The organism is Lysinibacillus sp. DFXJR4, from assembly GCF_057196045.1.
This window is the reverse complement of record NZ_JBXUNW010000009.1, coordinates 93,420-106,712: the sequence shown is the minus strand read 5'-3', so window position 1 is coordinate 106,712 and position 13,293 is coordinate 93,420. Positions and strand designations below refer to the sequence as shown.

Genomic DNA, 13,293 nt, shown 5'->3' with positions numbered 1-13,293 from the left:
GGCTGGATTAAGCTAGTCATACATAAAATCTGGACAAAAATACACAAGGCAAACTTGATATTTTTTTGGCCAAAAAATGAATGGCTATTCATTCAATGGGAGAATAAGGGGGAATTGCTTGTGACTTACAATATTAAAAAAGCAGCTGTTCTAGGTTCAGGTGTTATGGGCTCTGGTATTGCTGCACATTTAGCAAACATCGGTATTCCAACACTATTATTAGACATTGCACCGAAGGAACTAACAGCAGACGAAGAGGCAAAGGGCCTTTCTCTAGAACATCCTGCTGTAAGAAATCGTATTGTTAATGGGGCGCTTCAAAAGTTAGTAAAGCAAAAACCAGCACCACTTACTTCTAAGAAAAATTTATCACTACTAACTGTCGGTAACTTTGAGGATGATTTAGGGAAGTTAAAAGATGTGGATTGGATTATTGAAGTTGTCGTTGAAAATTTAGCAATTAAGCAAAGTCTTTATGAAAAAATCGATGCTGTCAGAACACCAGGAACAATTGTTAGTTCAAACACTTCTGGTATTAGCATTAATGCAATGGCTGAAGGGCGCTCCGAAGATTTTCAAAAGCATTTCTTGGGTACTCACTTCTTCAACCCGCCACGCTATTTAAAATTACTTGAAGTCATTCCAGCCAATACAACAGCACCAGAGGTTGTAAGCTTTATGAAAACATTTGGCGAGGATGTGCTTGGAAAAGGTGTGGTGCTTGCCAAGGATACACCAAACTTTATTGCCAATCGTATTGGAACGTACGGCTTACTAATCACTTTACAAGAAATGGTGAAGGGGAATTATTCAGTGGGTGAGGTGGATTCTGTAACGGGTCCATTAATCGGTCGTCCCAAATCTGCAACCTTCCGTACTTTAGATGTTGTTGGCTTAGACACATTTATCCACGTAGCGAAAAATGTTTATGATCAAACTACTGGTGAAGAACAGCAAGTATTTGCAGTACCAGAATTCCTACAGAAAATGGTGGAAAATGGCTGGCTAGGTGCAAAATCTGGTCAAGGTTTCTTCTTAAAACAAGGGAAAGAAATACTTGAAATTGATCCAAGCACATTAGAATATAGCCCAGTTAAAAAATTAAAAACACCTTCTATTGAAATGGCAAAACAAACGCGTGGTCTAGCTAATAAGGTAAAAGCTTTAACATATGCTAAAGATCGTACAGGAGAATTACTATGGGGTATCTTCGCTCCAACACTCATATACTCTGCACAGCTACATGGCGAAATCGCTGATGATATCGTAGCAATTGATAATGCCATGAAATGGGGCTTCGGCTGGCAACAAGGTCCATTTGAAATATGGGATGCGCTTGGCGTGAAAGATTCCGTAGCAAAAATGGAGGCTGAGGGTCGTGAAGTACCTGCATTTGTGAAAGAAATGTTAGCAAATGGCTTTGACACTTTCTATACAGAAATTGATGGTGACTTAGCGTACTACAATGGTTCCGAATATGTAAAGGTACCAGTGAATGAAAAGGAAATAAACGTAAAACGCTATAAGAAAAAGCATGGTGTTATTAAATCAAACACAGGTGCTAGCTTAATAGACTTAGGTGATGGCATTGCCTTACTTGAGTTCCATTCCCAATCGAATGCTATTGGTTTAGATATTATCCAAATGATTAATTTTGCAGTGGATGAAGTAGAGGCCAACTATAAGGGCTTAGTCATCGGTAATCAAGGGAAAAACTTCTGTGTTGGTGCAAATCTAGGCATGATTTTAGTAGAGGCACAGGATGATAATATTTTTGAGCTAGATTTCGTGATTAAAGCTTTCCAAGATGCGATGCAAAAAATTAAATACTCTCGTAAGCCTGTTGTCGCAGCACCGTTTGCCATGACACTAGGTGGTGGAGCAGAGGTATGCTTACCAGCTGCACATATTCAGGCAACAATGGAAACCTATATGGGATTAGTAGAAGTGGGCGTTGGCTTAATTCCTGGAGGAGGCGGCAATAAAGCACTCTATCAAAAATTCCTTAAAGGTTTACCAAATGGTGTTGAGGTAGACTATCAACATATTGCTAATAAAGTATTTGAAACGATTGCGATGGCAAAAGTTTCAACATCTGGTGAAGAAGCACGTGAGAATAACTTCTTAGACTTTGCTGATGGGATTTCTGTTAATCCAGATCACCAACTATATGATGCAAAACAAGCTGCACTAGCACTTTATGAGGCAGGCTATCAACCACCTGTACCTGCGAAAGTTCCCGTAGTCGGTGCATCAGGTTACGGTACGCTATTAATCGGTGCGCAAGGATTGTTTGAATCAGGCTATATTAGTGAACACGATTTAAAAATCGCTAAAAAATTAGCGTATGTCATTGCTGGTGGGAAAGTTCCATATGGCACTTTAGTCGATGAACAATATCTATTAAACCTAGAGCGTGAGGCATTCCTAAGTTTGGTTGCAGATCCTCTTTCTCAGCAAAGAATGCAGCACATGCTGTTAAAAGGGAAACCACTACGTAACTAATAGAAGAATTAGACAAATCTTGCACATGAAACAAAGGGGGATTATACGATGCGTGAAGCCGTTATTGTAGCAGGAGCACGAACTCCAATTGGAAAAGCAAAAAAAGGTTCTTTAGCAACAGTGAGACCAGATGACTTTGGTGCCGTAGTTGTCAAAGAAACATTAAAAAGAGCTGGCTATGAAGGGCCAATTGATGATTTGATTTTAGGTTGTGCTATGCCAGAAGCTGAGCAGGGGATGAATGTAGCACGCAGTATTGGCGCACTTGCAGGATTACCTGATACAACACCAGCACTAACAATTAATAGATTCTGTTCATCAGGTTTACAAGCAATTGCCTATGCAGCAGAACGAATTATGCTAGGTCATTCAAAGGCGATACTTGCTGGTGGCGTTGAGTCAATGAGTATGGTGCCAATGGTGGGGAATACGCCACGCTTAAATCCGACTTTAGCTGAAACAGCTCCTCAATATTATATGGGAATGGGTCATACTGCTGAGGAAGTAGCACGTCAATACAATGTTAGTCGAGAGGATCAAGATGCCTTTGCTGTTCGTTCACATGCGCTTGCAGAAAAGGCGATTAAAGAAGGAAAGTTCAATGATGAGATTGTTCCAGTAGAGGTGGAGCAACATTTCGTGGATGCTAACAATAAACCACAAGTGAAGAAATTCACATTTAGTATGGATGAGGGTGTACGTCCAGGTACATCTGTTGAAGGTTTAGCAAAGCTACGTCCAGCCTTCCATGTAAAAGGTAGTGTGACAGCTGGTAATGCCTCTCAAACATCTGATGGAGCAGCTGCTGTCCTAGTGATGGATCGGGAGGAGGCTGACAAGCAGGGTCTGACGCCAATGGCAAAATTCCTAGGCTTTGCAGTTGGGGGTGTACCTCCTGAAGTAATGGGTATTGGGCCAATCGTGGCAGTGCCCAAAGCGTTAGAAATTGCAGGATTATCAATAGATGATATCGATTTATGGGAAATAAATGAAGCATTTGCCTCGCAATCTTTACAGGTTGTACGTCATTTAGGCATCGACCAAGAAAAAGTAAATGTGAATGGTGGTGCCATTGCATTAGGTCACCCACTTGGCGCAACAGGAGCTATTTTAACATTAAAGCTTATTCATGAATTGAAGCGTCAAGGTAAGAAATATGGAGTTGTGACAATGTGTATTGGCGGCGGCATGGGGGCTGCAGGCGTATTTGAAATTCTATAATTTTTCGCTAGATAAGCTTGAGGTGTACTGTTTACGGTTGCCTCCGAACATTGTATATTTCAAGCTTTTCTATATATTTTCATCTTGATTGAAGCGTCAATTTATGACTGCTAAATCGAGAAAAGGCCCAGCGGATGTCACAGATTTTGAAAAGGAGCTTTTCGAGCAAGCTTGGAAAGTCTGAACGCAATTATGCTGGGGTGTAGCTGATTAGGGGATTAAATAATCAAAATAGATATATGTGGGAGGAATTAATCATGACAGAAAAAACAACGGATTTTATTAAAGGCGGCGGATTTCTTGTTGAAGATGTGGAATTAGATCGTGTGTTTACACCTGAAGATTTCTCAGATGAGCATAAAATGATTGCAAAAACGACAGAAGAATATGTAACAAATGAAGTGCTACCAGTTGTTGAAAACTTAGAGCATCATGAATTTGAGCATTCAGTTCGTCTTCTAAAGAGTGCTGGTGAGCTGGGTTTACTAGGTGCAGATGTACCTGAAGAATATGAGGGCTTAGGCTTAGACAAAGTATCCTCTGCCTTAATCGCAGAAAAAATGTCCGTAGCGGGTGGATTCTCAATTACGCATGGTGCACATGTGGGTATTGGTTCATTACCAATTGTACTGTTTGGTAATGAAGAGCAAAAGCAAAAATACTTACCAAAGCTAGCATCAGGTGAATTAATTGCTGCCTATGCATTAACAGAGCCAGGTTCTGGTTCAGACGCATTAGGGGCAAAAACAACTGCAAAATTAAATGATGCAGGTACACATTATATTCTAAATGGTGAAAAGCAATGGATTACAAACGCAGGCTTTGCAGATGTATTTGTCGTGTACGCTAAAATCGATGGCGATAAATTCTCTGCATTTATCGTAGAACGTGCATTCAATGGCGTGTCAGTGGGACCTGAAGAGAAGAAAATGGGGATTAAATCTTCATCCACTCGTACATTAGTGTTAGAAGATGCAGAAGTGCCTGTAGAAAATTTATTAGGTGAAATTGGCCGTGGGCATGTGATTGCCTTTAATATTTTAAATATTGGTCGTTATAAGCTAGGCGTTGGTACAATTGGTGGATCTAAGCGTGCATTAGAGCTAGCGATTCAATATACAAACCAACGTCAGCAATTTAAAACAAAACTGTCTGATTTCAATTTAACAAAAGAAAAATTATCAACAATGGCTTCTCAATTATATGCGTCTGAGTCATTAAACTACCGTACTGTAGGCTTATTTGAGGATCGCTTAAGTCAGTTAAACCCTGAGGAGCAAAAGCAAGGAACGGTAATTGCCGGTGCTATTGCTGAGTATGCGATTGAATGCTCGATTGCCAAAGTGTTTGGTTCAGAAACATTAGATTATATTGCAGATGAAGCGGTGCAATTACATGGTGGCTACGGCTTTATGGCTGAATACGAGGTAGAGCGAATTTATCGCGATTCTCGTATTAACCGAATCTTTGAAGGAACAAATGAAATTAACCGTATGATTGTACCAGGTACATTTATGAAGAAGGCATTAAAGGGTGAGCTACCGCTATTACAAGTAGCCCAAAATTTACAGCAGGAGCTCCTTATGCTAATGCCTGAAGATATAGGCACAGAGCCACTAGCACAAGAAAAATACCTTGTGAAAAATGCAAAGAAAATCGCAGTTTTAGCAGCGGGATTAGCAGCACAACGCTTTGGTCCGAAGCTTGATCAGGAGCAAGAGGTATTGGTAAATATTGCGAATATCGCAAACCAATTATTCGCTATGGAATCAGCTGTCTTACGTACAGAAAAAGCGATTGCTCGTGATGGTGCTGAAAAAGCTCATCAAAAATTATTGTACACACAAATCTTCTGTCAAGAAGCATTTGCAGAAATTGAAAAAGAGGCAAAAGATACAATTCTTGCTTCAGCTGACGGAGATGCAGCGCGCATGACGTTATCTGCACTACGTAAGCTAACACGCAATAATCCTTACAACTTAATCGCGAAGAAACGTGAAGCATCCGTTAAGTTGATTGACGCAGAAAAATATGTAGTGTAAATAAATCAAACAGCCCAGCTATCTGTAGTAGATAGCTGGGCTGTTTGTGGGTGAGAAGGGTAGATTTGCAAAAGTAACTGATAGAAACATTAAAGTGAAGGATAGAATTAAGAAAGTGACGGATAGAATTAAGAAAGTGACGGATAGAATTAAGAAAGAAATGGATAGACTGTAGTAGAAGCCTGGGGATTGGTGTGAGAGCAACTGAGAATTGTTTCATTTTGGTTTGTATGGTTATGATGGTATACTACAGAAAATAAGGAAGACACAGAAAATCAGTGTCCTCAAAAAGAAAGTAGAGGAGCCTTTCGATGACGATTCAATTTATCCAATATCCAAAATGTACAACTTGTAAGAAAGCTCAAAAATGGCTAAATGACAACGATATAACTTATGAAGAGGTACACATTGTAGAACAGCCACCTTCAAAGGACGAATTAACAAAGTTATGGCAAGCAAGTGGACTACCTCTTAAAAAGTTTTTTAATACGTCTGGCATGAAGTATCGAGAGCTTGGTTTGAAGGATAAACTTGCCGATATGACTGAGGAGGAGCAGCTTGAGCTACTTGCTTCTGATGGTATGTTAATCAAACGTCCAATCGTTACTGATGGAAAAAAAGTAACGTTAGGGTTTAAAGAATCTGATTTTGAGCAAGCTTGGAAATAGCCGTAATTATCCTTGTTTTTATAGGAGAAGTATGGCACACTGAAAGTGAATATATTACATATTTATGGAGGGGTTTTTTGCATGAGCACACCTAAAGACTTACGATACTCTGAAGAACATGAATGGGTAAAAGTAGAAGATGGAAAAGTACGTATCGGTATTACACACTTCGCACAATCTGAATTAGGAGATATCGTTTTCGTTGAGCTTCCACAAGTTGGCGATGAGATCAAAACAGATGATCCATTCGGTAGCGTAGAATCAGTAAAAACTGTTTCTGAATTATATGCGCCAATCTCAGGTACTGTAGTTGAAGTAAATGCAGATTTAGAAGATAGCCCGGAATTCGTTAATGAATCACCATATGAAAAAGCTTGGATGATCGTTGTTGAGCCTGCTGATGCATCAGAAGTAGAAAAGCTTATGACAGCAGAGCAATACGAAGAAATGGTCGCTGAATAAGACAAGCCCTAATAGAAAAACGTCGGCATTCACCGACGTTTTTTATTATCTTCATGGCTGGGGAGATAGTCGCTTCCAATGGGTGTCTAACATTACCATCGTTGACACTTAATTGATATAATGACTATAAGGAAAAGGGATATGTCTAATGGGGGTGGCGTGATGTTCGAGGGAAAATGCTTAATTGTTGAAGGCCGTTCGGATAAACTTCAAATTGAACCTATTTTAAGTGAAGATGTCACAATACTTTGTACGAATGGTACAATTGGTGTGCATCAATTAGAAGTGCTGCTTGATCCATATGAGGGCTGTGAGCTTTATACATTTTTTGATGCAGATCCATCAGGGGATAAGCTACGGGCATTAATGGACAGACATTATCCAGAGGCAGAGCATTTACGTACAATGCCAACGTATAAAGAAGTTGAGACAACTCCGAGAAAGGTATTAGCCATGATATTGTTGCGAGCACATTTCTCAATCCATAATCAATATATTTTGTAAGGTTGCGTGAAAAAATGGAAGAATGGTCAAAAGAGCAGTGGGTCGCGGCTGTCCAGTCGGGGAAAAAATCTGCCTTTTATTTATATACACCTATGTGTGGTACATGTGCAGTTGCATCAAAAATGATGATGATCGTTGAGCAGTTACTGCCAAAGCTTCAAATCGGCAAAGCAAATTTAAATTTTGTTGAAGAGATTGCCTTAGATTACGAAATCGAAAGTGTACCATGTTTACTCGTCTGTGATGGCGGAAAAGTGACAGAAAAAGTCTATGCTTTTCAATCCGTACCGTTTTTATACGAATTGTTAAAAAAATCAATTGACTGAAGTTTGCTAGCGTGGTAAAGTAACAAATATATTACTAAAACATTGAATATATCGAACTCTTATGAAGAGTGGCGGAGGGAAGTGCCCTATGAAGCCCGGCAACCATCACAACGTGAAAAGGTGCCAAATCACCCAAAGATTTATCTTTGAAAGATGAGAGAACGGTTGAGCGTATAAATACGTGACCCCTTCTACTTGTCTGTGAGTGAAGGGGTTTTCTATATGAGAAAAGGAGTATTCGCTATGATCCAGCTTCAAAATATTACGAAGAAATACAAAACCGCAAATGGCGAATTAATAGCAGTCAAAGACGTAAACCTTTCCATAAATAAAGGTGAAATATTTGGCATTATCGGCTATAGTGGTGCTGGTAAAAGTACAATGATTCGTTTATTGAACGGTTTAGAAAAGCCAACATCTGGTACGGTGATGGTTAACAATCAAGAGTTTTCATCTATTAAGGGACAAAAGCTTAGAGATGCAAGACAAAAGGTAAGTATGATTTTCCAGCACTTTAATCTACTATGGTCTAGAACCGTTGCTGAAAATATCGCTTTTCCACTAGAAATCGCAGGTGTTTCAAAGGCTCAGCGTGATGCACGTGTGAAGGAATTGATTACTCTTGTTGGTTTAGATGGACGTGATCAGGCGTATCCATCACAACTATCAGGCGGTCAAAAGCAGCGTGTCGGCATTGCTCGAGCACTTGCTAATAATCCAGAGGTTTTATTATGTGATGAGGCAACCTCAGCACTTGACCCAGAGACTACCGATGCAATCCTGGATTTACTTGTAGATATTAACGAGCGTTTAGGATTAACTATTGTGTTAATCACACATGAAATGCACGTTATCCGTAAAATCTGCCATCGTGTAGCAGTAATGGAGGCTGGCGAAATAGTAGAACGTGGTGAGGTATTACAAGTATTCCAGGCACCTCAAGCTGCTATTACGAAAAAATTTGTATCACAGATTACAGATACGAAGGAAACGCAGGAGACGGTTGCACAAATAAAAGCAAATTATCCAACTGGACAACTTGTTAAGCTAATTTTTGTGGGAGAAAAAACAGAGCAGCCCGTTATTTCACACCTCGTCAAGCACTTTGATGTAGAAGTTAGTATTGTGCACGGTAATATCTCTCAAACAAAAAATGGTGCTTACGGTACACTTATTGTGCAAATTGATGGAACCGAGTCAAATGTGGCTGATGCACTAGGTTACTTAAATACAGTTGAAGTACAAACGGAGGTGATTGCAAATGCTAACTAATCTCTTTCCGAATGTCGACTGGGAGCGAATGTGGGCAGCTACCTATGAAACACTGTATATGACAGCTATTTCAACCGTAGTAACATTCATCCTTGGCTTATTAATTGGAATCGTATTATTTTTAACAAGTCCCCATCAACTATGGGCTAATAAAATTGTGAATTTCTTAACAGGTTCACTCGTAAATATTTTCCGTTCGATTCCATTTATCGTGTTAATTATTTTATTAATTCCATTTACAAAATTCTTGCTTGGCACAATCCGTGGAGCCAATGCTGCATTACCAGCACTAATTATTGGAGCTGCCCCATTCTATGCACGTATGGTATTGATTGCATTACGTGAAATTGATAGAGGGGTAATCGAGGCAGCTCGGTCAATGGGTGCTAAAACATCTACTATTATATGGAAAGTGTTAATTCCAGAATCATTACCTGCGCTTATTTCAGGTATTACTGTAACAGCTGTAGCGCTTGTTGGTTATACAGCAATGGCTGGAATTATTGGAGCAGGCGGGTTAGGAAACTTAGCCTTCTTGGATGGCTTCCAGCGTAATCGCTCAGATGTGACATTAATGGCAACTATTCTAATCTTAGTAGTCGTATTTATTATTCAATGGATAGGCGATATGATTACAGCTAAAACAGATAAACGTTAAAGGTTATTTCGGTTTTCTGCCGTTAACATACTTTGAACAAAATAAAAGGGAGTGTAATAAAATGAAGAAGCTATTAGCAGGATTATTCTTATCAGTATTAGTGCTAGCTTTAGCGGCTTGCGGTGCTGGTAAAAAAGACGATGCAAGCTCAGGTGCATCAACAGAAGATAAAACAGATAGTAAAGAAAATGTGACATTAACTGTAGGTGCCTCTAATACACCACACGCAGTAATTTTAGAAAAAGCAAAACCGATTTTAGCAAAAGAAGGTATTGATCTTAAAATTGAAACGTATACAGATTATGTATTACCAAACCAAGATTTAGCATCAAAAGACCTTGATGCTAACTATTTCCAACATATTCCTTACTTAGAGCTTCAAATTAAAGATAATGGCTATGATTTCGTCAATGCTGGTGGCGTTCACATTGAGCCAATCGGCATCTACTCTAAAAAATATAAATCACTTGACGAGCTACCAAAGGGTGCAACAATTTTACTTTCTAGCTCAGTTGCAGACCACGGGCGTATGCTTTCATTATTAGAAGCAAAAGGCCTAATTAAACTTAAAGATGGTATCGATAAAACAGCAGCAGAAATCAAGGATATCGCAGAAAACCCTAAAAACTTTAAATTCGATGCTAATACAGCACCTGAAATGCTTGTACAAATGTACGAAAATAATGAAGGTGATGCAGTACTAATTAACTCTAACTTTGCAATCGATAATGGCTTAAACCCTGTGAATGATTCAATTGCTCTTGAAGATAAAGAGTCTCCATATGTGAATATTATTGCTGTTCGTGCTGGAGATGAAACAAAGAAAGAAATTAAAAAATTATTAGAAGTCCTAAATTCGAAGGAAATTCAAGACTTCATCCTTGAAGAATGGAAAGGTTCAGTTGTACCAGTTCAATAATTTATTGTAATAAAATAAACTGTTAAATAGTACAAACCAAGGTTTGTACTATTTTTTTGTAAAAATTGAGTTAGGTTAAACAGGTATTTAAGAAAAAAACCCTACTTTATGAAGAAAAATTATAAAATGAAATATATCCCTATTTATAAAAATTTTCGATATGGTATAACTAGTTTGTAGAAAGGAGTTGTGTAAAATTATTAATAGTCGAAGTTTTAAGTTAGTGATCATATGCATTTTATTTATGTCACTTAATAGTACAATTATACAGGCGGATAATATTACAGAAGATGAACGTTCTACATGGATTTGGAATCCGTGGATACTTGTAGATAACGAAATTAATACCTTGGAGTTTTTAGAAACTAAACAAATAAACAAGGTTTATTTACAAATTGATTATGAAATATCTAAAAAAGTTTATCAAAGCTTTATTGAAAAGGCTACAGCTAAAGACATCCAGATATACGCACTAGCTGGAGAAAGCTATTGGATTACCGAGAATGGAATTGAATATCAAAATCAACTTATGGATTGGTTAGAGCACTATCAACATGAAGCAACAGATGTACAACGTTTTTTAGGGATACATTTAGATATTGAGCCCTATGATACAACTCTTTGGACTACAAAACAAACAACTGCGATTCAGACCTATCAACAATTAGTTGTGCAAGCAAAAAAGAAAGCACAGTCGTTCAATTTACCACTACAATTAGATATACCCTTTTGGTATGATGAGATTTCATACGACACTAAATATGGTAATGGTATTTTATCTGAATGGTTAATTGACCATTCGGATGGTGTGACGATAATGGCATATCGAGATAATTCACAGGAAATTATAAAAATCGCGAAAAATGAAATCGAATATGCCAAACAAATGAATAAAAAAGTTGTTGTAGGTGTTGAGACTTTGGAGTCAAAAGAGGGAGACTCTGTTAGCTTCTCAGAAGAAGGAGAAGCATATATGAATCGGCAGTTGAGCAAAGTTCAAAAATATTTTTCTAAAAAAACGAGCTTTAAAGGTATTGCAATCCACCATCTGGAAAGTTGGATGGAGATGCGACCATAGGCGAGAAGCCATTCAAATGACTTAGAAAACCTGTAAGTAGCAAAAAGGGCATTTTCCCATTTTCCCCCATTGTCATCATAAAGTAAAGAATCTGCAAATTTTCTCCGTTTTATATGAGAAAACAGCAGATTTTTTCTATTTGTATTCCTGCATTGAATCTTCATCTTGTTTAGAATTTGTTCAGTTCATATTGTTATATTCTTATAAAAGGATTTGAATATGATATACTGTGAAACATTTATGAAGTTTCTAACAACATTGTGTAAAAAAATTCCTACATTTATCTTATTTCTCGAAAATGTATGTTAAAATAGAAAAATAATCCAATATGAAGTGGGATAGTTATCCATTTTTATCTTCTTTTGGTAGATGTTTTTTTCTTTGAAAGTATAACATCAGCCGTAAAATAACTCGTACCTCTTAAACCACGAAGTTTCTATTAATAGTTACACTCATGCACGATAAACGCCCAAATAAGTATGTACATTTTGATTACCTATGTGTATTACAACTTTACATGGAGTAGCAAGTAAGATAATCTAGTACAGTTGATTTAGCTGGATTTTGATTGCCTAAACATTCATGCTTGTATAGAGAAGTAGTTAATAAGCAAAAGTGCACATATTTAACAACATATTAATAGGTAATATAATGAAAAAATACTGAATAATAGCTATTTCCTACGATAATTCCACAGTGCAAACAAATATCATATTGAAAAATATTAGAGGAGCATAGGATGGACACTTTAATTAAAACGACACAAAAAGTGGATATATTGAAAGAAAATGATATTTCCCCATTTTTTGATGTGTTAAAGGCAAATATTATTCGTTCACATATGGAATTAACAGTTATTTTTTTAAAAGCAACTGTATCGAATTCCCAGAAAAATAGTATGATTGAAGATTTAGAAGAACAAATTGCTCATTTTCTTGTATCCGAAGTTCGAAATACCGATATGCTTTTTAGGTTAGAGGGAAGTTTACGGTGGGGAATTTTGTTAACACAAAATGGTGAGGAGGAGGGAAATGCGTTTTTAAATCGAATTTTTCAACTCGTAAAAAGTAAGGATTCCCCTTTTAAAATTGATTTAGCTTTTACATTGCAGGGAATCATTGCAGAGGTTAAAAATGATCAAGTAATGTTTGAGGATCTAATTGGTAAACAATTTGATGTTTTTAGTCAACTAACAGAACCTTGGGAAATTGAAAAAGTAACGAGTTTTAAGACGCAGCCAATTGAAAGAGTGAAAGTTAGTATTTTAGAGGAAAATGTTATCTTTGGCGAAGTATTAGAATTAACAGTTCAAAAAATGGTAGTGGATCATTTTCAACTAGAAACAAAAGTTTTTTCAGATGGACATGAATTTTTACAGTCGGATTGGTATTTATCTGGACATACGCATATTGTCATTATGAATGATATTTTGCCCCGTAAAAATGGTCTCAATGTCTTGCATACATTAAGGCAAATGGCTAATCAAAAGAAGTTTATTATTTATATGATGACTAATAGGAAGTCTCAGGGAGATATGATCTATGCATACGAAAGTGGCGTTGATGAGTATTTAATTAAGCCATTTGATTTAAATCTATTTCAAGCACAATTAAAACGAACATTTGCGAGGTTATGATT

The 13,293-nt window shown here is 37.4% G+C and carries 12 protein-coding genes and 1 riboswitch; all 12 genes read left to right on the top strand.

Annotation, left to right across the window (positions count from 1 at the left end):
• Nucleotides 1–120 precede the first annotated feature (120 nt).
• A complete protein-coding gene (locus AC2CGN_RS17195; protein WP_484515133.1) occupies nt 121–2,505 on the top strand; it encodes a 3-hydroxyacyl-CoA dehydrogenase/enoyl-CoA hydratase family protein in 2,385 nt (794 codons plus the stop codon).
• A 48-nt stretch (nt 2,506–2,553) separates the two neighbouring features.
• Nucleotides 2,554–3,726, top strand: a complete 1,173-nt coding sequence (locus AC2CGN_RS17190; RefSeq protein ID WP_369593658.1) for an acetyl-CoA C-acetyltransferase — start codon at nt 2,554–2,556, stop codon at nt 3,724–3,726.
• A 257-nt stretch (nt 3,727–3,983) separates the two neighbouring features.
• Nucleotides 3,984–5,768, top strand: coding sequence for an acyl-CoA dehydrogenase family protein (locus AC2CGN_RS17185; RefSeq protein WP_286925772.1), 1,785 nt, complete (start codon nt 3,984–3,986; stop codon nt 5,766–5,768).
• Nucleotides 5,769–6,079: 311 nt separating this feature from the next.
• Nucleotides 6,080–6,436, top strand: coding sequence for an arsenate reductase family protein (locus AC2CGN_RS17180; protein ID WP_429982887.1), 357 nt, complete (start codon nt 6,080–6,082; stop codon nt 6,434–6,436).
• Nucleotides 6,437–6,517: 81 nt separating this feature from the next.
• Nucleotides 6,518–6,898 carry a glycine cleavage system protein GcvH gene (gene gcvH, locus AC2CGN_RS17175; RefSeq protein WP_054770484.1) on the top strand — a complete coding sequence of 127 codons (381 nt, stop codon included), beginning with the start codon at nt 6,518–6,520 and terminating at the stop codon, nt 6,896–6,898.
• Between the two features lie 162 nt (nt 6,899–7,060).
• Nucleotides 7,061–7,402: a toprim domain-containing protein gene (locus tag AC2CGN_RS17170; RefSeq protein WP_283869385.1), complete on the top strand. Its 342-nt coding sequence runs from the start codon at nt 7,061–7,063 to the stop codon at nt 7,400–7,402.
• Nucleotides 7,403–7,416: 14 nt separating this feature from the next.
• Nucleotides 7,417–7,728: a thioredoxin family protein gene (locus AC2CGN_RS17165; RefSeq protein ID WP_429982886.1), complete on the top strand. Its 312-nt coding sequence runs from the start codon at nt 7,417–7,419 to the stop codon at nt 7,726–7,728.
• A 56-nt stretch (nt 7,729–7,784) separates the two neighbouring features.
• Nucleotides 7,785–7,888: riboswitch (SAM riboswitch) on the top strand.
• Between the two features lie 83 nt (nt 7,889–7,971).
• Nucleotides 7,972–9,000, top strand: a complete 1,029-nt coding sequence (locus tag AC2CGN_RS17160; protein WP_429986733.1) for a methionine ABC transporter ATP-binding protein — start codon at nt 7,972–7,974, stop codon at nt 8,998–9,000.
• Nucleotides 8,990–9,658, top strand: coding sequence for a methionine ABC transporter permease (locus AC2CGN_RS17155; protein ID WP_054770486.1), 669 nt, complete (start codon nt 8,990–8,992; stop codon nt 9,656–9,658). Before AC2CGN_RS17160 ends, AC2CGN_RS17155 begins: the two co-directional genes overlap by 11 nt.
• Before the next feature lie 61 nt (nt 9,659–9,719).
• The gene (locus tag AC2CGN_RS17150; protein ID WP_429985992.1) at nt 9,720–10,577 is read left to right on the top strand and encodes a MetQ/NlpA family ABC transporter substrate-binding protein; all 858 of its coding nucleotides are present in this window, start codon (nt 9,720–9,722) and stop codon (nt 10,575–10,577) included.
• A gap of 244 nt (nt 10,578–10,821) precedes the next feature.
• Nucleotides 10,822–11,655: an amidase gene (locus AC2CGN_RS17145; RefSeq protein WP_484515129.1), complete on the top strand. Its 834-nt coding sequence runs from the start codon at nt 10,822–10,824 to the stop codon at nt 11,653–11,655.
• Between the two features lie 739 nt (nt 11,656–12,394).
• Complete coding sequence (locus AC2CGN_RS17140) at nt 12,395–13,291, top strand: response regulator (RefSeq protein WP_429985990.1); 897 nt, start codon at nt 12,395–12,397, stop codon at nt 13,289–13,291.
• Nucleotides 13,292–13,293: the final 2 nt, after the last annotated feature.